The 24,156-nt window shown below is 61.3% G+C and carries 17 protein-coding genes; 9 read left to right on the top strand and 8 right to left on the bottom strand.

Annotated features, from left to right (window positions below; translation table 11 throughout):
• Window positions 1-25 precede the first annotated feature (25 nt).
• Together ASD95_RS04760 and ASD95_RS04755 are read right to left on the bottom strand one after the other, a co-directional pair.
• Window positions 26-919, bottom strand: a complete 894-nt coding sequence (locus ASD95_RS04760; RefSeq protein WP_056722816.1) for a polysaccharide deacetylase family protein — start codon at window positions 917-919, stop codon at window positions 26-28.
• A complete protein-coding gene (locus tag ASD95_RS04755) occupies window positions 919-1,791 on the bottom strand; it encodes a GNAT family N-acetyltransferase (protein WP_056722814.1) in 873 nt (290 codons plus the stop codon). Before ASD95_RS04755 ends, ASD95_RS04760 begins: the two co-directional genes overlap by 1 nt.
• A 460-nt stretch (window positions 1,792-2,251) precedes the next feature.
• Between ASD95_RS04755 and ASD95_RS04750 the strand changes: the two genes are divergently transcribed.
• Window positions 2,252-3,583, top strand: a complete 1,332-nt coding sequence (locus tag ASD95_RS04750; RefSeq protein ID WP_056722811.1) for an MFS transporter — start codon at window positions 2,252-2,254, stop codon at window positions 3,581-3,583.
• 85 nt (window positions 3,584-3,668) lie between these two features.
• On the opposite strand, the gene ASD95_RS04745 is transcribed toward ASD95_RS04750, so the two are convergent.
• Window positions 3,669-4,703, bottom strand: coding sequence for an AraC family transcriptional regulator (locus tag ASD95_RS04745; protein WP_056722808.1), 1,035 nt, complete (start codon window positions 4,701-4,703; stop codon window positions 3,669-3,671).
• Between the two features lie 434 nt (window positions 4,704-5,137).
• On the bottom strand, window positions 5,138-6,175 hold the full coding sequence (locus tag ASD95_RS04740) for an AraC family transcriptional regulator (RefSeq protein WP_056722806.1): 1,038 nt from the start codon (window positions 6,173-6,175) through the stop codon (window positions 5,138-5,140).
• Window positions 6,176-6,286: 111 nt separating this feature from the next.
• Here ASD95_RS04740 and ASD95_RS04735 point away from each other — a divergent pair, with 111 nt between their 5' ends.
• The gene (locus ASD95_RS04735; RefSeq protein WP_201783875.1) at window positions 6,287-7,330 is read left to right on the top strand and encodes an alpha/beta fold hydrolase; all 1,044 of its coding nucleotides are present in this window, start codon (window positions 6,287-6,289) and stop codon (window positions 7,328-7,330) included.
• 60 nt (window positions 7,331-7,390) lie between these two features.
• On the opposite strand, the gene ASD95_RS04730 is transcribed toward ASD95_RS04735, so the two are convergent.
• The 3 genes from ASD95_RS04730 to ASD95_RS04720 all read right to left on the bottom strand — a co-directional run bounded on the left by ASD95_RS04730 (window position 7,391) and on the right by ASD95_RS04720 (window position 10,688).
• Window positions 7,391-9,040, bottom strand: a complete 1,650-nt coding sequence (locus tag ASD95_RS04730) for a 3-(methylthio)propionyl-CoA ligase (protein WP_056722805.1) — start codon at window positions 9,038-9,040, stop codon at window positions 7,391-7,393.
• A gap of 180 nt (window positions 9,041-9,220) precedes the next feature.
• Window positions 9,221-9,700 (bottom strand): 2,4'-dihydroxyacetophenone dioxygenase family protein, encoded by a 480-nt coding sequence (locus ASD95_RS04725; protein ID WP_056722803.1) that lies wholly within the window; start codon window positions 9,698-9,700, stop codon window positions 9,221-9,223.
• Between the two features lie 115 nt (window positions 9,701-9,815).
• Window positions 9,816-10,688: a TauD/TfdA dioxygenase family protein gene (locus ASD95_RS04720; RefSeq protein ID WP_201783877.1), complete on the bottom strand. Its 873-nt coding sequence runs from the start codon at window positions 10,686-10,688 to the stop codon at window positions 9,816-9,818.
• 787 nt (window positions 10,689-11,475) lie between these two features.
• Here ASD95_RS04720 and ASD95_RS04715 point away from each other — a divergent pair.
• The 5 genes from ASD95_RS04715 (at window position 11,476) to ASD95_RS04695 (ending at window position 17,509) form a co-directional block, all read left to right on the top strand.
• Window positions 11,476-12,726: an OprD family outer membrane porin gene (locus ASD95_RS04715; RefSeq protein ID WP_056722799.1), complete on the top strand. Its 1,251-nt coding sequence runs from the start codon at window positions 11,476-11,478 to the stop codon at window positions 12,724-12,726.
• Between the two features lie 160 nt (window positions 12,727-12,886).
• Window positions 12,887-14,248, top strand: a complete 1,362-nt coding sequence (locus ASD95_RS04710; protein WP_056722797.1) for a spinster family MFS transporter — start codon at window positions 12,887-12,889, stop codon at window positions 14,246-14,248.
• A gap of 85 nt (window positions 14,249-14,333) precedes the next feature.
• The gene (locus ASD95_RS04705) at window positions 14,334-15,308 is read left to right on the top strand and encodes an AraC family transcriptional regulator (RefSeq protein WP_056722794.1); all 975 of its coding nucleotides are present in this window, start codon (window positions 14,334-14,336) and stop codon (window positions 15,306-15,308) included.
• 96 nt (window positions 15,309-15,404) lie between these two features.
• Window positions 15,405-16,511 carry an NAD/NADP-dependent octopine/nopaline dehydrogenase family protein gene (locus tag ASD95_RS04700; RefSeq protein ID WP_056722792.1) on the top strand — a complete coding sequence of 369 codons (1,107 nt, stop codon included), beginning with the start codon at window positions 15,405-15,407 and terminating at the stop codon, window positions 16,509-16,511.
• Window positions 16,511-17,509, top strand: a complete 999-nt coding sequence (locus ASD95_RS04695) for a 3-hydroxybutyryl-CoA dehydrogenase (RefSeq protein ID WP_056722790.1) — start codon at window positions 16,511-16,513, stop codon at window positions 17,507-17,509. Before ASD95_RS04700 ends, ASD95_RS04695 begins: the two co-directional genes overlap by 1 nt.
• 55 nt (window positions 17,510-17,564) lie before the next feature.
• Here ASD95_RS04695 and ASD95_RS04690 read toward each other — a convergent pair whose 3' ends face one another.
• Window positions 17,565-18,266, bottom strand: coding sequence for an EthD domain-containing protein (locus ASD95_RS04690; protein WP_056722789.1), 702 nt, complete (start codon window positions 18,264-18,266; stop codon window positions 17,565-17,567).
• Between the two features lie 270 nt (window positions 18,267-18,536).
• On the opposite strand from ASD95_RS04690, the gene ASD95_RS04685 reads away from it, so the two are divergent.
• On the top strand, window positions 18,537-19,694 hold the full coding sequence (locus ASD95_RS04685; protein WP_056722787.1) for an HD-GYP domain-containing protein: 1,158 nt from the start codon (window positions 18,537-18,539) through the stop codon (window positions 19,692-19,694).
• 51 nt (window positions 19,695-19,745) lie between these two features.
• Window positions 19,746-24,155, top strand: coding sequence for a response regulator (locus ASD95_RS04680; protein WP_056722786.1), 4,410 nt, complete (start codon window positions 19,746-19,748; stop codon window positions 24,153-24,155).
• The last annotated feature ends 1 nt before the right edge of the window (window position 24,156 follow it).

The following is a 24,156-nucleotide window of genomic DNA, read 5'->3' as shown; positions in this document are numbered from 1 at the left end:
CGGGCCGTTGCGAACCACTTGCCACTCACGCGGGGAATCGGGCTATCCAGTGCCTGGCAATCTCTTCGCGCCGGCAGATCCACACCGCATCGTGGCATTGCACGTAATCGAGAAAACGCGCCAGCGCCATCGCACGACCTGGGTGGCCACTGATCCGCCCATGCAGGCCGATGCTCATCATCTTCGGGTGTTGCGCGCCCTCCTGCCACAACAGGTCGAAAGCGTCCTTGAGCAGCTGGAAGAAGTCTTCACCGCAGGCGAAACCATTGGGCAGCAGATAGCGGGCGTCGTTGTTGACCAGTGTGTAAGGAATCACCAGGTGAGCGGGCGAGCCTGGGAGCCAATAGGGCAGGTCATCGTTGTAGGCGTCCGAGCTATAGAGAAACCCACCTTCCTCACGCAACAGACGGCGGGTGTTCTGGCTGACCCTTCCTGTGTACCAACCCACGGGGCGCTTACCGCAGATCTGCTCGATCACGTCGAGAGTGAGGCGAATATGGCGCCGCTCCTGGTCTTCAGGCATGTCGCGATAGTCCAGCCAACGGTAGCCATGCCCGGCAATCTCATGCCCCGCAGCGCAAAGCGCCAGGCCAATGGCCGGGGTGAGTTCCAGTGCCCGGCCGACGGCGAAGGCGGTCAGCGGCAGGCCGCGGGCGCTGAACAGATCCAGAATGCGCCACACCCCCGCGCGCGATCCGTATTCGTACATGCCCTCGACGCTCAAGTCCGGTTCCCCCACACGTGGCGGGCGGCCCGGCAGCTCGTGAAGCCAGGCCTCCGACTGGGCATCGCCATTAAGGAGGCATGACTCCGCGCCTTCTTCGATATTGAGTACGAACTGGACCGCGACGCGCGCCTCACCGGGCCAACGCGGGTGGGGCGGGCAGCCGCCATATCCGATGAGGTCGCGAGCGGACATCAGCCCAGCTCGAAGGTCGTGACGCCGAACACACGTTCGTGCGCGATCGCCGGAGGAGGGCCGAGGTACATGCGTGCGCAGCCGAAAACCTCGAGCATGCCCTGTTGGTGCACGAGTGCCATCGCGGCGGGGTTATTCTCCGGGGCATCGAGAAACAGCGGGCCACCCTCGGCAAATTCCGCCAGGCGCGCATAGAGGGCATTGGCTGCCAGGGCGTCATCGGCGAACAAGGGGCCGATCTTGTAGCCTTCCCGGCAGCGCCTTACTACGCCATAGCCGTTTAGCCTGCCCGCGCGCCGGCAACCCACGGCGAGCGCATCGGCCTGGGCTATCCACCCGCTCAGGAAACTTGCGCGCGCGGCGGGAAAACAGGTGCGGTCGTAATCGACAACCTGATCGAACGGGAAGGAGGCCAACGGGACGATGTCCTGGCCGTCTACCTGCGAAGTCGTCGGGCGGGCGGTGAGATCGGCGCGAAAACGCATGTTGCGATGGGAGAAGACGAAACCACCCTTGGCGTAGTAGTCCTGCATCGCGAAGACGCCGTCCATGCCGATGCTCGCGCCTGGGCGCAGTCGGGCGAGGAGTCGCTCGCGGCGTGCGTGCCAGAGGGTATCGCCCAGGCCTTGACCGCGATATTCAGGCCGGACGATGAAAAAACCCATGAAGCCGAATTCGCCATTGTAGGAGGTGATGGCACCGCCGCCGATCAATTCGCCGCCCCGGGACGCCGCGATGAAGGCGGCAGGGTCCGTCGCCCAGAACAGCTCGGCATCGTGAAGGCCGGGATTCCAACCCTCACGGGCAGCCCAATCGACGAGCTCGTCCAGCTCGGGACGGGTCATGTTGCGTATGACCAGCTGATTCGACACCGCGAAGTTCTCCTCAGTCGCTATTGACGGTATGCCCGACCCGGGTAAAAAAGAGGGTAGCAGGGCACCACCTGTTTGCCATTGGCCTGTCTACCGACCGCTTTGACCCGGAGCATCGGCGGGTTCTTCGCGGATAAACAGCGCGAGCATGCCCAAACTGAACGGTCTTTTGTCCCAGTATCACAATATTGTGTCCTGAAAAGCTGAGTGCAAGGCGCCCTCCGAGGGCTACCTTCAAGCCGACTACTGAAAATAGATGGAGGTAGAAAGTGGATGCACTCACTGCAATGCGCATTGGTCAATCCTGACCGCCGACCCCCTGCTCAAGAACGTTCTGCCGGGCAACAACATGACCCTGGCCATGTAGATGCACTCCCGTGCGGGCTTTGAAGAGACTATCGCTCGCCGTCCGGCTACACGCTTGATAACAACAATAAAATAAAGACTTCGAGGAGGCTGCATGGCCTTTCATCCAATCGTCGCCGACGATGACGACGCTGGTTGCGTCAGCGTTTCGCGCCAATATGCCTGGATCGTTTTTGCACTGACGTTCGGCCTGTTGATTTCCGATTACATGTCGCGTCAGGTGCTGAACGCGGTGTTCCCGTTGCTCAAGACCGAGTGGGCGTTGAGCGACGGACAGCTCGGCCTGCTCAGTGGCATCGTTGCCTTGATGGTGGGCCTGCTGACGTTTCCCCTGTCGTTGCTGGCCGACCGTTTCGGCCGGGTCAAGAGCCTGGCGCTGATGGCGTTGCTGTGGAGCGTGGCGACCCTGGGTTGCGCGCTGGCTCAGGACTACCAGCAGATGTTCATCGCGCGATTCATGGTCGGGGTCGGTGAGGCTGCCTACGGCAGCGTCGGTATCGCCGTGGTGATTTCGGTGTTCCCCAAACACATGCGGGCCACCCTGACCAGTGCCTTCATGGCCGGCGGATTGTTCGGCGCTGTCTTAGGGATGGCCCTGGGCGGCGCCATCGCGGCCAAGCTGGGCTGGCGCTGGTCGTTCGCCGGCATGTCGTTGTTTGGCCTGGTGCTGGCGATGCTTTATCCGCTGATCGTCAAGGAAGCGCGCATTGCGCCATCACGTGTCGCTCCAGTGGCGAACAAGGCAACGGTGGCGGTCAAGCGTCCGCTGCGCACGCTGTGGTCCAGCCGTTCGGTGGTGTCGACCTACATCGGCAGCGGCTTGCAGTTGTTCGTCGGCGGTACGGTGATGGTGTGGATTCCCAGCTACCTCAATCGCTACTACGACATGCCCACCGACAAGGCCGGTGGCATGGCGGCGGGCATCGTGTTGTGCAGCGGTGTGGGGATGATTGTGTGCGGCATGCTCAGCGACCGCCTATGTCGGCACTCACCGGAGCGCAAGGTCAGCCTGGCCATCGGCTTCTGCCTGGGCAGTTGCCTGTTGCTGTCGACGGCCTTTGCCTTGCAGGCAGGGCCGGTGCAACTGCTGCTGATCTGCCTGGGCATGTTGATTGCCACCGGCACTACAGGCCCCAGTGGCGCGATGGTTGCCAACCTGACCCATTACTCGGTGCACGGTACGGCGTTCGCCACGCTGACCCTGGCCAACAACCTGCTGGGGCTGGCGCCGGGGCCGTTCATCACCGGCCGGGTGTCGGACCTCATCGGTCTGCATGCCGCGTTTCAACTGGTGCCATTGATCAGCCTCGTCGCGGCGGCGGTGTTCTTTTATGCCAAGTGTCATTACCACAAAGACATTGCCCGCCTTCAGGGGCAGAGTGTTCCTGAGTCCATGAGCGAATTCGGGCTGGAGGTGAAACTGTGAGTCGTCGTTAACATCCCGACCTGTGCCACAAACACCGTTTTTTGCGGCGACTGTACCAGCAGTCGCCGTTTTTTTTGCCGTGTGTTCAGAATGACTTGGAGGCGGCAGCGTCCGAACCGGACTGTTTCTGCGCGCTGCGCCACACCGCCGGCGGCATGCCGAACTGGTTGATGAACCAGCGGGTAAAGGAGCTCGCCATGGAGAAGCCGAACATGTCGGCAATGTGGCTCAGCGAGTGGTTCGGGTTTTCCATATAACGCAGTACCAGGGCGCGGCGCACATCGTTGATCAGGTCGCTGAAGGCACAGCCATGGTCCTTGAGGCGACGTTGCAGGGTGCGCACGTTCATCCCCTGGTGCTGGGCGATCTGCTCAATGGTGGCGCGGCCCATGGGCAACAACAGGTAGATGGCCTTGCGCACTTCGAACAGCGTCGAGGTGGTCTCGGGGCTTTGCAGCGAGTCCAGGTAGCTCTGGGCATGACGGGCCATGGTCGGGTCGGCATCGGGGTTGATCATGTCGAGGCTGGCGACAGGGCAAACGATGCCATTGAACTCGCTGCCGAATTCCAGGTTGCAGCCGAATACGCGTCGATGCAGGTACAGGTTGTCCGGCGGCTGGTGCATGAAGTTGACGCTGTAAGGGCGCCAGTGCGAGCCGAGCAGGGCCGAGCACAGACCGAACGTCACGCCGATGGCCAGCTCCGTGGCCTGGCGACTGGGCATCGGCGACTCGGTGACCATTTCTTCACGGATGATCACCATCTTGCCGCACTCTTCAACGAAGATGGCCAGCGAGTCGTTCATCAGATGACGGTAGCGCACCATCACCTGCAGCGCTTCGCGCAGGGTGCGTTGATGGCTGAGCAGCAGGCTGACCACGCCGAAGTCCGATAACTGGCGCGACTCGGCCATGCTCAGGCCGAAGGTCTGGCAACCGCTGGCGATGGCCGAATCTTCCAGCAGACGCACGGCGGCATCGATGGGAATGCGCGATTCCGGGTCTTGCAGCTGAGCCTTGTTCAGGCCTGCGACTGCCATGACGTCGAGCGGGTTGAATCCCAGGTCCTGGGTAACGTCCAGGTATTTGGTCAAAACGGCGGCGCGAACAAGCGTGGGCATGCGTAGGACTTCCCTCGGCCGATGGTGACGTGAAGATGTGTTGCGCGATCGGGTGCTGTTCTGATGACGTTTGCGCTGCTCCCGGGACGATCCCGGTGGGGGACTGCAAGTAGCGCGATCAGATCCAGGATCGTATTTTTTGCATCACCATCGAATGGGTTGCTGGGCCCGAATTCACGAACCGCTGGAGCCATCAAGGACCCAGGATCCTGGGCGGTCTACGTGTATCCGGTAGGTGTTGTGGCCCCCATCAACGGAGCAGGGGCCACTGACTCATAGTAGGTTGCACGAGCGCGGTGCAAGGAGCATTTCGGGACAGAATCTTCGCGTATTGGGACGCTTGCGCAAGGGTGGCGGGGTCATAAACGTCGGGGGTGCGAGGCTCAGGCAATGTGGCTGGCCAACAGGCTTGAGTCGGCCATTAACCTGCTTTCTTATTCAGGCGACAGGGGCCCGGATGCCGTTTTGCTCGCTCGGTAGGAGACGGCCCAAGCCGAGGGTGTCTTGCCAAAACGGCTGCGGAACCAGCGTGAAAAATCACCGGCAGAGGAAAAACCGAGGAGTTCGGCGACTTCATACAATCGGCGCTTGCTGTTGGCCAGATACTCTTCGGCGAGTTCGGCGCGTACGGCATTCATGATGGTCGTGACACTCTCTCCCTCGGCTGCCAGGTGTCGGTTGAGGGTGCGTCGGTGCATTCCGAGATGCTGGGCCACGCCATCGACGGAGCACAGTCCGCTTGGCAGTAGCATCTTGACGATCTGGCGTACCCGCTGCGCCGGTTCGTCGCGCAGGTTGGCCAACTGCATGTCCAGCGATCGCTTCACCTCACGATGCAACGCGGGGTCGGCCGTGGGAATAGGCAGGTCCAGATCATGCCGACGGCATACGATGGCATTGAATTCCTGGGAAAACTCGATGTTGGTACCCAACACGCGGTGGTGCACTTCGAGGCTGGAAGGTCGCTCGTGAGTGAAACTGACCCTTACCGGCCGGAAGGCATGGCCGCTCAGGATGCTCAACGTGCGAAGCATAATACCGGTTGCCTGTTCAATCGCCTGGCGCCAGACGCCACGATGGCCCTGCATGTTTACACCCACATGCAGCAGGGTCAGGTCGCCTGCATCCTCGAGCCACATTTGTACACCGGCGTTATGCAAGCGCGTATAGCGAAAGCACGATTGCAGCGCTGCGCGAAGTGTTGGCTCTTCGCGGATGAGCAGCGCGAGCATGCCAAAGTTGGAGAGGTGCCGGGTTTCCGCAAGCAGCAGCCCGAAGGCCTCCTGGCCGGACAGGCGGGCTGACTCCTCCAGCAGCCAGCCTACCGAATCGCTGCTGATCATGATGTTGGGATCGTCGAGGACACTGGCCGGTAGCCGGGTCATGCGCAGCATGCGAAATGGATCGAGCCCCACTGAACGGGCAACCTGCTCAAAGTCGGTAAGGCTGGCGCTTCGCGTCAAGGTATACATGCTTGGCCTCGTGTCCCAGTTTCACCAGATTGTGTCCCGGGAAGCTTAGTGCAGGACAGCCGCCCAAGGCTACCTTCACGCCGACAATGACAACAAAGATGGAGGTAGATAATGGACACGCGCACCGCTACAGGTATCGGCCAGCCGCTCGCGGCAAGGGTGCAGGTGGACGCCGATGACCCCGATGCATTCAACCACTGCTTTGCCGAACTCAACGGCATTCGCATGCATTACATCGACGAGGGACAAGGGCCTCTCGTCATCCTGCTGCACGGTTTTCCTTACCTTTGGTACATGTGGCGGCGCCAGATCGCGGTACTGGCCGAGGCCGGTTATCGAGTCGTGGTCCCTGATCAACGGGGGTTTGGCCAAACCGATCGACCCGATGCCATTGAAGCCTATGACATGAGTCAGGCCGTCGGCGACATGGTCGGCTTGATGGCGACGCTGGGCGAAACATCGGCTGTGATCATCGGGCACGACCTGGGCGCCTGGGTGGCCCAGGCGGCGGCCATGCTGCGGCCGGATCTGTTCCGTGGCCTGGTGATGCTCAATACGCCAGTGCCGCCGCGGGGCAAGGTCAAGCCGACCATAGGCTTGCAGGCAATGGCGAAGGGCAGGGTGTATCACCACCTGTATTTCCAGCAGCTCCACAAGCCGGACCGCGAGTTGGCCAGCGATCCGCGCAAGACCTTGCGCAGCGTCTTCTACTCGATCTCCGGCAGCGCTGTCGGGGCTGAACGCTGGCGCCTGTTCGTCGAACCTGGTGAACCCATTCTCAACGCGTTCACTGAGCCGAAGGGCGAGTTCCCGTCATGGCTGAGCCCACGGGCGCTCGACTACTACGTTACTGAATACACGCGCACAGGGTTTACCGGCGCCTTGAACTACTACCGCTGTCGTGACCGGAACTGGGAGATCACCGCGTTTCTCGACGGTGCGCTGGTACGCCAGCCGAGTATGTTCATTGGCGGTGCCGCCGACCCTTCGCTGGAACCGGACGAAATCCGCGCGCTCTACGAACGGCTCGACACTTATCTGCCCGGGCTGCAGAAGAAGGTCTTGCTACCCGGCGTGGGCCACAGCGCCGCGGAAGAAAGCGTCGATCAAGTCAATGAATTACTCCTGACCTTTCTCGAGCAACTGGAGCGCTAGAAACAAGTGCACTGTGCGTGGTCGCGATCACTCGCGGCCACGCACAGTGCTTACACTCGTTCAGCCGGCAACCTTGACCAGCAGATGGTCACCGAACTGCTCGCGCAGACGGTTCTTCTGGATCTTGCCCGTAGCACCCAACGCAATCGTATCGACAAAGATCACATCATCCGGCGTCCACCACTTCGCGATCTTGCCTTCATAAAATGCGAGCAGTTCTTCTCGCGTCAGTGTCGCTTGCGGCTTCCTGACGACGATCAGCAATGGGCGTTCGTCCCACTTGGCGTGTCTGGCGGCAATGCAGGCCGCCTGGGAGACTGCCGGATGGCCCATCGCAATGGTTTCCAGCTCGATGGAGCCTATCCATTCGCCGCCCGACTTGATCACATCCTTGCTGCGATCGGTGATCTGCATGAAGCCATCGACGTCGATGGTCGCTACATCGCCGGTTGGGAACCACCCTTGGCCTGCGTGCTCGAGCAGCGGCGAACTGTTCGTTTCGTTCCTGAAATAATCGCGCACCACCCAGGGTCCACGCACCAACAGCTCACCCGAGGTTGCGCCGTCCCAGGGTAATTCCATGCCATCGGCGTCAACGATCTTCATGTCGACGCCAAACACCGCCCGGCCTTGCTTGGATTGCACGACATGACGCTCTGCCGGGGACATTTCGAGGTGCCTGGCCTTCAGGGCGCCGACGGTTCCGATAGGGCTCAGCTCCGTCATCCCCCAGACGTGCAATACCGCTACGCCGTAGGTTTGCTCAAAGGTGTGCAGCATGGACGGGGGGCAGGTCGCGCCACCAATGATGCTGCGTTTCATGCTGGAGAATTGCCGGCCGGTTTTTTCCAGATGACCAAGCAAGCCTTGCCACACGGTCGGGACACCCGCGGACAGTGTCACCTGCTCGGCTTCGAGCAGTTCGAACAGCGATGCTCCATCCAGGGCCGGTCCGGGAAATACAAGTTTTGCCCCGACCATGCACGCGATGTAGGGAAGTCCCCAGGCGTTGATATGGAACATCGGCACAACGGGCAGGATCACGTCGTGCGCCGAACAATTCAGGGCATCGGGGAGCGCGGCGGCATAGGTGTGCAGCACCGACGAGCGATGACTGTACAAAACCCCTTTCGGGTTGCCCGTCGTGCCAGAGGTGTAGCAGAGCGTACTGGCGGCATCCTCGTCGAAAACCGGCCAGGCGTAGCCGGCGGATCCCTGTTGAAGGAGGTCTTCATAGCACAGCAAGTTGTCGATGCCGGCATCCTTGGGCATACGCGCCTGATCGGTCATGGCGATGAACGCCTTGACCCCATTGCAGCGCCCGGCGATGGCCTTGATCAGTGGCAGGAAGGTCAAGTCGAAGAAGATGTACTGGTCTTCGGCGTGATTGGCGATGTAGGCGACCTGGTCTTCATGCAGGCGAGGGTTGATGGTATGCACAATGGCACCCATGCCGGCAACGCCGTAGTACAACTCCAGGTGCCTATAGCCATTCCATGCCAGTGTACCGATTCGCTCGGAAGGCTTGACGCCCAGGCGGGTCAGCGCGCTGGCCAGCTGGCGCGCGCGGCGGTGGCAGTCACGGAAGGTGTAGCGATGGATATCGCCCTCCACCCGACGGGATACGATCTGCGTATCGCCGTGATGGCGGTCGGCATGTTCAATGAGTGAGGAAATCAAAAGCTGCTTTTGCATCATCAGGCCTTTCATGGCATCGCTCCGTTCGCTTGTCTGTGATGGGGAGCGAGCAGGCGGCCAGGCCCGGGTCAGATGTCGCGTCAAGACCGCGCCCCGACACAGCCTGTTTCCCTCCCCTGAATGATTGCTAACCGGCAACTGGCCCGGTCGCCCCTTGAACCAGAGGCGCCGGGGTTTCCCGTGAGATCCGGGTCAGTTGAATGCCGTCAGGTCCTTCGGCGCGATGTCATGTTGCTCGCAATAAGCCAGATAGCGTTGCAACCCGGTCTTCCAGTTTTCCAGCGCGACGATGTTGTCGTTGCCGTCAAGGAACGCGAGATCGCCCGTCACTTGAACCAGCATGAGCGAATACCCGTCTGTGGTCCCCGTGCTGACGACTTCAGGGGTGTGAGTCGACGCGGCCGTCTCGTAGACGATGCTGCCGGGGCCGGCGATCCAGTCGTGTTCCTTGTATTTCCACTGGCCTTCGATCGTGTAGACCATGACCGTGCCCGTGTGGTGGTGCTTGGGCAGTTGCATGTCCAGCGGCGCCTTCATCATGACAATCCATTCACCGCGAATCGGGTCAAGCTTGAAGTACTTCAGCAGGACGTTTTCGGCATAGGGCGTAAAGGGAATCCACGGCAGCGATTCGCCATCGATGACTGCGGTGTCGACGTGTTCGTAGAGCATAGGTATCTCCATTGTTTTTGTTTGAGGTCGAGCATTTGTGAGCGGCCAGGGCTGCCCGACTGACTCAGATGGTCGGTCGGGTGCCCTAAATTCTCCCGGAGGGAACCCGTTTGGATTAGGCAAGCGGGGTGCCCGCAAGGGTGGCGCGGAGCATCTTTCTGGGTGCATTGCCGTAGTCCGCCACCGCGTAGTGCTGGACTTGCAGGTTGTCCCACATGGCAATCGTGTTGGTTCGCCACTTCAGGCGTACCTGGTACTCCGGAATGGCAGCCTGGGACATCAGGTAGTTCATCAGGTGATGAGCCTCTGGCATGAAGTCCTGGCCGTAGCGGATATCCTCGAAGTTGAAGAAGTTCGAGAAGTGGGTCGTGAACGCGGAGTTGACGAACAAGACCTTTTCGCCGGTCTCCGGATGGGTAAGCACCACCGGGTGTTCAACGGCGGGGTTCTTCGCGGCCATCCCATGACGCTCTTCGCGTGGCAACTGGGCGCCGAAAGTCTGCTCGGCGCCATGCTTTGCATACAGACCGTCGATTCGTTGCTTGATGGCCTGCGGCAGTTTTTCGTAAGCCATCACCATGTTGGAAAACAAGGTATCGCCGCCGGCCTCCGGCCCCATCTCGCAGCGCAAAACCGCACCGCGGGGCGGCGCCGGCTTGTAGGTGACATCGGCATGCCAGAGGTTTTCGCGGCTGGCCTTTTCGACATAGCTCTTGGGTTTACCCGGATCGAGATTGCGATACAGCATCAGCAGCTTGTCCGCCTCCGGATGGCTCGGTGCCAGAGGGTGGGCTTCCAGTTCGCCGAATTGCGCGGCGAAGTGCTGTTGCTCCAGGGGGGTGATGTCCTGGTCGCGGAAGAACAGCACTTTGTGCTTCAACCACAGTGCCCTGATTTCTGCGATCAGTTCGGGGTCCTGGGCAGCGTCGGCCAGGTTGACGTTGCTGAGCTCGGCACCGATGGCGGGGGAGCAAATCTGCACCTTGATCGAATGCTGGCGCACTGACGAGCGGATAATGGCGGGTGCCGAGGCGGGAAGAGGTGAAGGAGCGTCTTGGGGTGCGGCGACTGTTGTCATTGTTGTCTCCAATCCGTGCTTGTCCGGGTGCGCTGTGCACATCCGGTATAGGTAGCGGGTCCCTGCCAGTGGGGCAGGGATGCAGGTCCAATAGTAGGTGTCCAGGGCGCAATGTCATGGGCATGGCGGGACAGTTTCTTCGCATATTGGGACGCTGGAGAGGAGGAGAACGAACAAAGTTGCTCGCGGGCTGCAGTACCCGGCCGGTCTGCATCTGACTGCGCAATTGGAGAGTCGCCTGCGCAATCGGGGAGGTTGGCGGGCAGTGCAATCGCTAGTTTAGGGTCCATTCAGCAACAAGACCTCGCTAAAGGAAGGCTTATGCAATACAGGCTTGCCATCGCCCACTGTGGGCCCTGCGCTTTTGAGTCGACTAAGGGAAACCTTTAGCCGGGTTGAAGATTTCCCCCCAGAGGATGCTGTTCATCTCGATATCGGCGCGGCGCCTGCTGACTTACCTTGGTTAGACAAGAGGCGTGTCGTCGTGGCGGACTGTTCCATTGAGCCCGCCTGGCGTTTTACCCCCATAACAACAATAGGCCTGACAATGCTCGAACCCATCGTTCTCTATATCCCTGATGCAATCCGCCTTCCTGCGCAAGAAGGCTCGGTGTTCGGCTGCCGGCATTTTTAATTTTCAGTTCGAATCTGCTCCTATAAATACAGTGCCCAGCACATACAAGTGTGGAGAAGTTAGATGTATCAGGTAAAACAATCTTGCCGTGGGCTCGGTATTGCCGGCGTGTTGGGAATGATCTGTTCACCATTGGCAGTCTATGCCGATGTTGTCGATGACAGTCACTTGAAAGTGGATACGCGCAACTTCTACTTGCACCGTAACTACACCAATAACAACGCGCCGGTTTCTGAAGTGCATAGTTGGTCTCAGGGTTTCGATGCGCAGTTTACGTCCGGTTATACCGACACGGCCCTGGCCATCGGCCTTGATGTGGATGCGCAGTACGCCGTGCGCCTGGATTCGTCGGGCAACGACGGTTCGCTGCCCTACAGCGTCCGTGACCAGCAGACGGCCGATGACTACAGTCGCGCCGGTGCAACCTTCAAGATGCGCTACAGCAAGACCGAGCTGAAGGTGGGTGACCTTCGCCCACAATTGCCGGTGGCGTACGATGACACCAGCCGGCAACTGGATACGATCTATCAAGGGGCTGTGGTCGAGTCCAGGGAAGTCGACGGGTTGACGATGACCGGTGGCCGGTTCTGGTCTGCCGTGACGCGGGAATCTTCCAACCACGAGAAACTGTACAAGTTTGGCTCCACCGATAATCTCGACAGTGACGGCCTGGATTTCGGCGGCGCAACTTACGACATTACCAAGAACCTGCAAGCCAGTTATTTCTACGGCGTGTTGCACGATATTTATCAGCAACACTATTTTGGCCTGATGCATATGGCTGACCTGGGTAATGGCTACAAACTTAAAACCGACTTGCGCTACTTCAATAACAATGAAGATGGCAATGCCTTGAACGGTGAGATCGACAACCGTTCCTACGGTGGCTTGTTCACTTTGCTCAAAGGCGCGCACATGTTTGGCCTCAGTTACCAGCGCATGCTTGGTGACAGCGTGTTCCCGACGATGAACGGTTATATCCCGCAACCTTACCTGGTGCACTGGTCGTCCCTGGGGTTTGTCCGCCCGGATGAAAAGTCCTGGGGCGCGCGCTACAGCTATGACTTTGCCGGGATGGGCATGCCGGGGCTCAAGCTCTACACCCGCTACATCAAGGGTACCAACTGGGACCGAGGCAACAACCTGAGCGACAACCAGGAAAGCGAACGCTTCCTGGGGCTCAGCTACGTGGTCCAGAGCGGAGCGCTGCAAGGCCTGGGGCTGGACCTGCGCAACATCGACGTGAAACAGAAGTACGGCTACGACTACAACGAATTCCGTGTCGCCACGACCTACACCTGGAAGTTCTGGTAAGCCCGGTCCACCCAGGGATTGACCCCATAACAATAAGAGGCCTGACCATGTTCGAACCCTTTGTCCTTTGCATCTGCCCCGCAACTTCCCAGTCGGTGTGCTGTGCACCGTCACCCGGCGCGCTGCGCGCATGAGCGGATTCCAAGAGGAGCAAACACTAGTGAATATCCAGGTCGATAACGCGGTCCTGCAGCAGCAGAAGAAGAAAACCTACATTTACGAGTGGTACGTGGTCGGCTTGTGCATGATCGCCTACATCTTTTCATTTGTGGATCGGCAGATCCTGGCGCTGATGATCGAGCCGATCAAAGCCGACCTGCAGATCAGCGACACCCAGTTCAGCTTGCTGCACGGGCTGGCCTTTTCGTTGTTCTATGCGTTCATGGGCATGCCCATCGCCTATCTGGCCGACCGCTTCTCCCGGCCGAAGATCATCGCCGTCGGCGTGGTGTTCTGGAGCCTGGCGACGGCGGCCTGCGGCCTGAGCAAGAACTTCCTGCACATGTTCCTCGCCCGCATTGGCGTTGGCGTCGGCGAAGCGGCCCTGTCGCCCTCGGCCTATTCGATGTTCAGCGACATGTTCCCCAAGGAGAAACTCGGCCGCGCCGTGGGCATCTACTCGATCGGCTCGTTCGTCGGTGGTGGCCTGGCCTTCCTGGTGGGCGGCTATGTGATCGCGATGCTCAAGGACATGAACACCATTGAGGTCGCCGTTCTCGGCGCGATGAAGGCCTGGCAGCTGGCGTTCTTCATTGTCGGCCTGCCCGGCATCGTGGTCGGCCTGTTGATCTGGCTCACCGTGCGCGATCCGGCGCGCAAAGGCCTGCAGGTCGATGCGCAGGGTCGGGCGAAGAAGGTCGCGATGAGCGATGGCTTGCGCTTCCTTGGCCGCCACCGTGCCACTTTCACCTGCCATTACCTGGGCTTTTCGTTCTACGCCATGGCCCTGTTCTGCTTGATGAGCTGGAGCCCGGCGCTGTACATCCGCAAGTTTGGCCTGTCGCCGATGGAGGCTGGCTACATGCTCGGCACCGTGCTGTTGGTGGCCAACACCGCCGGGGTGCTGTTCGGTGGATGGCTCACCGACTACCTGGCCAAGAAAGGTCATCAGGACGCTGCCATGCGCACTGGCGTCATCGGTGCCCTCGGCATGGCGGTGCCGGCCGTGCTGTTCTCGCAAGTCGATCAACTTTGGCTGTCGGTGACCCTGTTGGTGCCGGCGATGTTCTTCGCTTCGTTCCCGATGCCGGCGTCCACGGCAGCGATGCAGATCCTCGCGCCGAACCAGGTACGTGCGCAGGTATCGGCGGTGTTCCTGCTGATCAGCAACCTGCTGGGGTTGGGCCTGGGCACCACGCTGGTGGCGCTGTTGACCGACCGCTACTTCGGATCGCCTGCGGCAGTCGGCTCGTCGATGTCGCTGGTGATCGCCGGCGCCTCGGCATTGACCGTACTTCTACTGTGGCGTGGTTGCCGTCATTTCCGCGAAAGCTATGCCCGTGAGCACCCGACCCGGGCCTGATTGGTCATAGTCCACGATCGGCGCCCCGGCCTCGCTCCTGTTAAAGGGAGCGGGGCCGAGGTGCTCCAGGTCAGGAGAACCCTTGATGTTGAATGACGTACACCTGCTTGAACGGCACAGCCTGCTCAGCTCGGCCGATTACCGCGAGATCAAGGACAAGGTCAGCCAATACCTGTGCCCCCACAGCTTCAACGTGCTGTGTGACGAGCCGATCCACACCCGGCTCAACGGCGTATTCTTCGGCGATTCGGCACTGCTCGACCTGCGCTATGGCGCGCCGGTGGAGATCACCATCGGCGACATTGCCGATCAGTACCTGTTTCGCATCACCTTGCAGGGGCATTGCGAAGTGGCCCACGGGCGGCGCAGCGCGGCGATGCAGTCGGGCTACCTGAGCGTTTCCTCGCCGTTCGCGCAAAGCCGCATCGTCACCGATGGCGAGTGCCGCAACCTGATCCTGCGCGTCGACCGTGATGCCCTGGAGACGCAACTGCAACGCCTGCTTGGCCGCAGCCTGCGACAGTCGGTGATCTTTGATGTCAGCGTCGACCACCTGGGCGTCGGGGTCGTCAGCCTCTATCACACCCTGGACTACATTTGCCGGCTGTACGGCAGCGGCGTTGACGGTTCGCGCCTGGCTAGCGGCCTGTCCGAATACCTGATGCAGTTGCTGCTCACTCAGCTGCCGCACAACTACTCGGCGGATCTGTTGATCGACTCGCGCGCGCCGCTGCCGCACCACGTGAAAAAGGCCCGTGACTACATCGAGGAACACCTCGACGAACCGATCAGCCTGACGACCCTGAGCGAACTGTGTGGCGTCTCGGTGCGCACCTTGCAGAACGGCTTCAACCAGTTCCTCCAGCAGGCGCCGGTCGAGTACATCCGCGACCGTCGCCTGGCGGTGATCCACGAATCGCTCAAACAGGGCAGGGCCGGCGAGACCGTCACCGATATCCTGTTGCGTCATGGCATCAACAGCTTCGGGCATTTTTCCAGCGCCTACCGGCAGCGCTATGGTTGCCTGCCGTCGGACACCCTGCGGCGGCGCAAGCATTGAGACTCCTGCGCAATCCGTCATTCGGCTGCGCAATCGGATGAGTCCGTGGCGGTGCGGCTCGATAGGATCGAGTCTCTGACAAAAAGGAGTATCTGCATGAATATTACTGTGCTGGGTGGTGGTCACGGCTGTTACGCCGCTGCTGTCGAAATGGCTGAAAAGGGCCACCAGACCCGCCTGTGGCGTCGAGACGGCGCCGCGCTCAAGGAACTGCTGGCCATCGGCAGCCTGACCATCAAGGACTACAAGGGCACTCGCAAATTGTCCGTCGGCCAGCAGGGCGACAAGCTCTCGTTCAGCGACGACCTGGCCGAAGCCCTGGCCGACGCACAATTGGTGATCATCCCGCTGCCGTCGACCTCCCACGAAGACCTGGCCAAACATGTTGCGCCGCACCTGCACGACGGTCAGGTGGTGTTCCTGCCGCCGGGCACCTTCGGCAGCTTCGTGTTCGCCAAGGCCATGGCCGATGCGGGCAACCGCAGCAAGGTCGCCTTCGCAGAAACCGGTACGCTGCCGTACCTGGTACGCAAACACGGCGCCAGCGACCTGGTGATCAGCGGCTATGCTACCCGCCTGCCGACCGGGGTATTGCCCAGCAACCTGTCCGAGCATGCTTTCGCGGTGCTGCGTGAAGCCTACCCGAGCGTCGAGCCGATTGAAGACGCCCTGAGCGGTGCGTTGATGAACGCAGGCCCCATCATCCACCCGCCGCTGATCATGATGAACGCAGGTCCACTGGAGCATTTCGAGGCCTGGGACATTCACAACGAAGGCACCCAACCGTCAATTCGCCGCGTGACCAACCAGCTCGATGCCGAGCGCATGGCCGTGCGCGAAGCACTGACCTACGGCGCGCCGCATTTCCCGCTGTCCGACCACTACAACACCACTGAAGGCGACGAGTGGATGTACGGTCGCGGTGCCCATGGCAAGCTGACCGACAGCGGCGACTGGCGCGAAGACATCGACCTGCAGAAGCATCGCTACATGCTCGAAGACACCCGCCTGGGCCTGTCCTTCCTGGTGTCCGTCGGTCGCTGGGCCGGTGTGCCGACTCCGGTTGCGCAAGGCCTGCTGAGCATTGCCTCGGTCGTCGCTGCGCGTGATCTCTACGCCGAAGGCCGCACCCTGGAAAACCTCGGTCTGGCCACGCTGAGTCGGGCGCAGATGACCGAGCTGCTGACCAAGGGCTACAACTGATGAACGCCGCGCTGCCCCAAGTCAGCGTGGTCGGTGCCGGGCGGATGGGCGAGGGCATTGCCCTGGCATTCATCCATGCGGGCCTGCCGGTGACCCTGATCGATATCAAGGATCGCGCCGAGGATGAGCGGCACGGCTATTTCGAGCGTGTGCGCAACAACATCCACAGCGAATTGCAGATGCTGGTACGCCTTGGTGTGCTCGAAGGGCATCAGGCGGACATCGCGCTAGCCCGGTTGACGCTGCAATCCAGATCCCAAGCCGCAGAGGTTTTGCGCCAGTGCGACCTGGTGTTCGAAGCGGTGCCGGAAGTCATCGCAGTCAAGCAGGAGACCTTCGCCTGGGTCAGCGAGCATGTCCCGGCCTCGACCATCATCGCCTCGACCACTTCGACTTTCCTGGTCACCGAACTGAGCGAAATGGTCAGTGAGCCCCAGCGCTTCGTGAACGCGCACTGGCTAAATCCCGCGTACCTGATGCCGTTGGTGGAAGTCAGCCGCAGCGATGCGACCTGCCCGCAGGTGGTCCAGAGGCTGCTGCAACTGCTCAAGCGCATCGGCAAGGTGCCCGTGGTGTGCAACCCGGTGGCTGGCTACATCGTGCCGCGCATCCAGGCATTGGTCATGAACGAAGCGGCACGGATGGTGGAAGAGGGCGTGGCCAGTGCAGAGGATATCGACACGGCGGTACGCGTCGGCTTTGGTTTACGTTTCTCGGTGCTAGGCCTGCTTGAGTTCATCGACTGGGGCGGCGGCGACATCCTTTACTACGCCTCGCGCTACCTGAGTGGTGCGCTGTCACCGCGCTTCGAATCGCCGCAGGTAATCGCCGACAACATGCAAAACGGCCGCAATGGCTTGCGCGATGGCCAGGGTTTCTACGACTACCGCGACATGGACGTAGACGCCTACAAGCAGCAGCGCCTTGGCGACTTTGTTCGCAAGCTGGAGTTGTCGGGGCTGACGCCTGCGTTCGATGGCGCCTTGAAACAGGCCTGAGCATCAGGGCCTGGAGGCCGGGCCCTGACACGCTTCACGCTACGATTTCCCAGTCCTACAGGCAGTACTGGCTGGTGGGCAGCACGTCGATCTTGTCGAAATCGATGAAGCGGCTGCAACTGTCCATCATCGCCGCCAGGTTGCGCTGGAATTTCGCGTCGTCGCCCGCCGCATCGAAAAAGGCCATGGGATCGGTCATGGCCGCTGGCGGAAAACATTCCTCGACGATGGCGTCGATCCGTGGGGCGCCGTGGGTCAGTGCCGACACCACCAGGTTTTGCACGTACTGGAAGTTGGCTTGCGTGTCCACGGCCACGGCCGTGTGATGGTTGCGCCAGATGTCCAGCCAGGCCTCGGGGGTCAGCCGTGGAGGGCGGGTCAGCAGGGCCAGTTGGGCAAATCCGTGGGTACGCTCACCGGGCGTTGCCGGGAACCGGGTATTGGCGATGGCGACCGACTCGCAGACCAGGTAGGCGGCCATGCGCGCGGTTGCCGCGCTGATCAATTGGTCGAACGGGCGACGGGCCGGGCCGTTGGCACTGTCCAGCCACAGTGACAGGCTGCCATCGGGCAACGGTCGGTTGTTTTCCTGGCGCAGGCCGCTGGCCGGCTGGACATCGGCATCGGCCAGGTTCAATTGCACACCTCGGGCACCGAGTGCCTGCAATTGCCCGGCGACCTCGCTGCGCAGGCGATGGGCGAAGGTATCAGGACTGACTTGGGTATCACGCCACAGCAGATAGATGACTTTTTCCATAGCTATCAAGCTCCTCGTTGCGGTTGATGGATGGGGTCGCGGTCGTGCTGTCTGGCCCATCCGGATGACCGAAAATCCCTGGCGTCATAGTCAATCAAGGTCAGCCCCGGGTAATACTTCAAACAGACTATTGACTCACAATATGAGGGCAATGACTGCGCCGCTCGACGCCGGGCAGCCATGGAAAAGAGCAGCTAAGCTCTCTTGCGCCGGGGTGGCAGTGCAAGCGTTGCCCCGGGAGGTCCATTTCCGGCAAGGGAGCCACCCGCCATGAGCGCCGAACAGAGTCATTACAGCCCGCCGACCCTGCTGGTGGTCGATGACACGCCCGACAACCTGATGCTGATGACGGATTTGCTCAAGGATCGCTACCGGGTCAAGGCCGCCAATAGCGGTGAAAAGGCTTTGCGCGTACTGCAGGGCGACACCCTCCCGGACCTGATCCTGCTGGACGTGATGATGCCCGGGCTGTCCGGCCATGAAGTGGCCCGGCAGCTCAAGCGCGACCCGCGTACCCGCGACATTCCGATCATCTTCCTGACGGCCATGGCCGGCACCGAAGACGAGATTCATGGCCTGGAACTGGGGGCCGTCGACTACATCACCAAACCGATCAGGCCGGCGCTGGTCCTGGCGCGGGTGGATACCCAGCTCAAGCTCAAGGCGGCGGCAGACTTCCTTCGCGATCACAACGACTATCTGGAAAAGGAAGTGGCGCGCCGGACCCGCGAAGTGATTGCGATCCAGGATGTGGCCATCCAGGCCATGGCTTCACTGGCCGAGACCCGCGATAACGAAACCGGCAACCATATCCGGCGGACCCAGCATTACATCAAGGTGCTGGCGGAGCATCTGCGCGGTCATCCGCGCTTCAGTCACTTTCTCACCGAGGCCACCATCGCATTATTGTTCAAGTCGGCGCCGCTGCATGACATCGGCAAGATCGGCATCCCCGACCATATCCTCCTCAAGCCGGGACGCTATACCGAGGAAGAATTCGAGATCATGAAGACCCATACAACGCTGGGGCGTGACGCCATCCAGCATGCCGAGGATCAGCTCGGCATTCGCGCCGAATTCCTCAGCCTGGCCAAGGAGATTGCCTACAGTCACCAGGAAAAATGGGACGGCAGTGGCTATCCGCAAGGGCTGGTGGGTGACGACATCCCTATCAGCGCCCGGTTGATGGCGGTGGCGGACGTCTATGACGCGTTGATCAGCCGTCGGGTCTATAAAGCGGGGATGCCCCACGCGCAAGCCGTCGAGATTATTCGTCAGGGGCGCGGCACGCACTTCGACCCCGATATCTGCGATGCCTTCCTGGATTGCCTCGAACAATTCCAGACCATTGCCGAGCGCTTCGCCGATACCGACCAGGACATGGCCGTCCAGCGGGCGGCCCTGGAGCGTCTCGGCCAGACTCCGTGAACCGGCAACTGTCCCTTTGTCAGTAATTTCATCAGGTCCACGAGGATAGTCATGGCTGGTTTGCGTACCCTGCTTGAGCGCCTCGCGCTGCTTCACAAACTGATCCTGGGTTTTTCAGCGCTGCTGCTGTTGGTGCTGGTGCTCGGCGTGCAAAGCCTGCGCACCCAGCAATCGCTGAAGCAGGACATGCAGAACCTCTATCTGCAGGAACTGGTCGGCATGGAGCACTTGCAGGAAGCACGTGTGCAATTGCCCCATATGCTGCAAGCGCTGCAACGCGCGGTGGGCACCGACAGCGCGCAGATTCGTGTCGAATCCCTGCAGCAACTGCAGGAAATCCGCGAAGGCCTGCAGCAGGCCGTGGCCCAGGCCAAAGTGACCTTAAAGCGTGCGGAGAATCTGGCGCGTCTCTCCGAGTTCGATCTGTTGCTGCAACAGTTGCAGCGTCTTGGCGACCAGGCCTTTGTACTGATCGACCAGGGCCAGCAGAACAAGGCGTTGGTGCTGCTCAATAGCAGTGAATTCCAACAACTTGCCCAGCAGGCCGACGGCCTGTTGTACGCGATCGCCCAGGTCAAGGAAGCCTCGATTCGCGACACGGCCAAGGACATTGCCGAGTTTGCCGAACACAGCACCATGCTGACCTACGTCCTGTTGTTCGGTGGCTTGTCGCTGGCATTGCTGTTGTCCTGGGTCGTCAGCCAGTCGATTCGCAATCCGCTCAACCGAGTACGGGTGGCGGTAGATCAATTGGCCGCCGGGCAGCTCGATCAACCGATTCCCCACACCGACCTTAACAACGAAACCGGCGATCTGGCGCGGGCCATCGCCAAATTGCAGACCGAGTCCCAACAACTTGAGCGTCAGCGTTGGATCAAGGCCCATACCGCTCAATTGCAGGTCGATCTGCAGCAGGCGGAAACCCCGGCCGAACTGGCGCAGGTGTTCCTGCAATGCATGGCCGGCCTGCACGGAATCTGCCAGGGGGTGCTGTACAGCGCGCAGGAGGATTCCGGCACGCTGCTGTTGATGGGGCGTTATGCCACCGATTCCGAGCGACCACCCGAGGCGCAAGTCATGTTCGGCGAGGGCCTGCTGGGGCAGTGCGCGGTGGATCGCGTGCCGCGTCAGTTTCAGTCGATGCCGGAGCAATACTGGCGTTTGCGCTCGCCCCTTGGCGAGGTCCCGGCCCGTTGCCTGCTACTGCAACCCATTGTCCGTGGCGAGCGCTTGCTGGGGGTGCTCGAACTGGCCGGGCTGGAACCCTTGGGCGAGCGTGAACTATTGCTGCTGCAGGAAGCCACCCCACGTTTGGCCGCGGCCATGGCGATTCTGGAGCGTAATCAGGCGGTCAAGACCCTGTTGGCGGAGACCCGGCGCCAGGCCAATGAAATGGCCGAACAGGCACTGCAACTTGAGCAGCAGGCCCAGGCACTGGAAAGCCAGCAATCGGCGTTGCGCGCCACCGAGGCCTGGTATCGCGGGATTATCGAAGCGGCGCCGGACGGCATGCTGGTGGTGGATGCCGAAGGACAGATCCTGCGCACCAATCGCCAACTGGACCAGCTGTTCGGCTATAACGCCGGCGAGTTGATTGGAGAGACCATCGATCGCCTGGTGCCGTTGGCCAGCAGAGGGCGCCACGAGGCGCTGCGCAAGGGCTTCATGGCCCACGGTACCACTCGCCAAATGGGGGCCAACCTGGACGATCTGCAAGGCGTGCGCAAAGACGGCAGTCTGTTCTCGGCGGAGATCAGCCTGTCGCGCTTGCCGAGCCTGGAAGGGGGCGGCGTCTGCGTGTGCGCGTCGGTGCGCGACGTGAGTGAACGGCGTCATCTGCAGGCGGCACTCAAGGCCAACGAGGCACAGTTGCGCGCGGTACTCGACAGTAGCCCGGTGGCCATGGTGATCAGGGACGTCGATGGCCGTCCGACCTACTGCAATCCGCAGTTCGACAGTTTGTTCGGGACTCGCCTGGCTGAACTCGAAGGTGCGGATCCGGCGCAGTTCTGGGTCGACCCGCAGGCACACCAGCGCTTTCTTGAAGCGGCAGCGCAAGGTGCCGTGCTGAATTTCGAGACCACCCTGCAGCGCGCCGGCGGCGAGCGCTTCGACGTACTGGTTTCGGCCGTCACGATGACGCTGGGGGAGCGGGGCATGGGGGCCAATTGGTACTTTGACATCACCGACCGCAAGACCGCCGAGGCCGAGGTACAGCGCGCACGGGAGGCCGCCGAAGAGGCGACCCGGGCCAAGAGCAACTTCCTGGCCACCATGAGCCACGAGATCCGTACACCGATGAACGCCATCATCGGCATGAGCTACCTGGCATTGCGCACCGAGCTCAACCACCGCCAGCGTAACTACATCGAAAAAGTCCATCGCTCGGCGGAATACCTGTTGGTGATCATCAACGACATCCTCGACTTCTCCAGGATCGAGGCCGGCAAGATGCACCTGGAGCAGATTCCCTTCCACCTTGAGGCCGTGCTCGACGGCTTTGCCAGCATGATCGGCCTCAAAGCCGAGGACAAAGGCCTGGAGCTGCTGTTCAGCACCGATGCCGAGCTGCCGACCGCCTTGATCGGCGATCCGCTGCGCCTTGGCCAGGTGCTGATCAACCTGGGCAACAATGCGACGAAGTTCACCGAGCAGGGCGAGATCGTGCTCGGCGTAGAGCAGCGGGGCTCGGCGGGAGAGCAGGCGCTGTTGCATTTCTGGGTACGTGACACCGGCATCGGCATGAACGCCGAACAATGCTCGCGCCTGTTTCAACCCTTCAGCCAGGCCGACAGCACCACCACCCGCAAGTACGGAGGCACAGGGTTGGGCCTGGCCATCTCCCGCCATCTGGTGGAATTGATGGGCGGGCGCATTTGGGTAGAGAGCGAGCCGGGCCTGGGTTCCACTTTCCATTTCGAGGTGAGCCTGGGGGTGCAGCGCGACAGCCATTTGCGGCGCATGGTGACCGCCGACGAATTGCTCGGCAGCCGTGTGCTGGTGGTCGATGACAACGCCAGCGCGCGCGAGATCCTCTCCAGCATGGCCCGCAGTTTTGGCGTGGAGGTGGATGTCGCGCAAAGTGGCCGGGCCGCACTGGCCATGCTGGTGGACGCCGAAGCGAAGGTGTTGCCCTATGATCTGGTGCTGATGGATTGGCGCATGCCTGGCATGGACGGCGTGGAAACGGTGCGCCAGATGCAGGCCGCCAAACTGGTGCAAACGCCAGCGGTGATCATGGTCACGGCGTTCGGGCGCGAGGAGGCCCGCGAAGAGGCTAGTCGACAGGGTATTCAATTGCCGGTGGTACTGACCAAACCGGTGACGCCGTCTACGTTGCTTGAGGCGCTGGGCAGGGTGCTCGGTAAGACTCCCCAGGCCGATACCCGGGCCAGTGAGCGATTGGGCCAGAGCACCGGCGCCATGGCCAGCCTGCGTGGCGCGCGACTGCTGTTGGTCGAAGACAATGAGCTGAACCGCGAGCTGGCCTGTGAACTGCTGGAGGGCGCCGGGATCGAATTGCGCCTGGCCGTTCACGGCGCAGAAGCGCTCGACCAACTGGAGCGCGACGCAGACTTCGACGGTGTGCTGATGGACTGCCAGATGCCGGTGATGGACGGTTATACCGCGACCCGCAAGATACGTGAGCAGCCGCGCTGGGCGAATCTGCCGGTGATCGCCATGACTGCCGACGCCATGGCGGGGGATCGTGAGCGGGCGGTGGCCTGCGGCATGAACGACCACATCTCCAAACCCTTGAACGTCGACGACATGTTCGCCACGTTGGCCAGGTGGATACATCCGCGAGCTGACCGTGGCACGATCCCGGCCGACGTTTCGCCGGTCACCACGGAGTCGGTGGCGAGCCTGCCAGCCAGCCTTCCCGGCATTGATTTGAAAGCGGGCCTGGGCACCTGCATGGGCAAGGTCGAGCTCTATCTGCGCCTGCTGCGCAAGTTTCGCTCCAGCCACCAGGCTTTTTGCGCCGAGTTCCTGGCTGCCCGAGGCCAGGGCGATCCTTCGGCGACGGTCAGGCTGGCCCATACCCTGCGCGGGACGGCGGGCAACATTGGTGCCGTTGAAGTGGCGAATGCAGCCGCCGCACTGGAACTGGCCTGCCTGAACGATGGGGCGAGCGATGGGGCGGAGCAGGACCTGGCTGACCGGCTGGTGGAAGTCGAGCGTTGCCTGACAACCGTATTGGAAGGCTTATCGGTGCTCGGCGAGCCTACAACGTCAGCAGGCTCATCAAGCGCGCCAGCGGGCAGCGAATGGCATGCACAATTGGCCCACGTCCGGTCTCTGCTGGCCGAGAGCGACACCCAGGCGCTGACGGCCTTGCTCAAACTGCAGGGGCTGGCTTCAGACCCGATGATGACCGAGCAGTTGCTTCGGGTTGTGCGGCAAGCGGAGCGCTTCGATTTCGATCAGGCGCTGGAGCTGCTGGAGAACCTGTCCTGAG

This window comes from Pseudomonas sp. Root71 (genome assembly GCF_001429045.1).
Classification (GTDB): domain Bacteria; phylum Pseudomonadota; class Gammaproteobacteria; order Pseudomonadales; family Pseudomonadaceae; genus Aquipseudomonas; species Aquipseudomonas monachiensis.
This window is presented reverse-complemented; position numbering and strand designations above follow the sequence as displayed.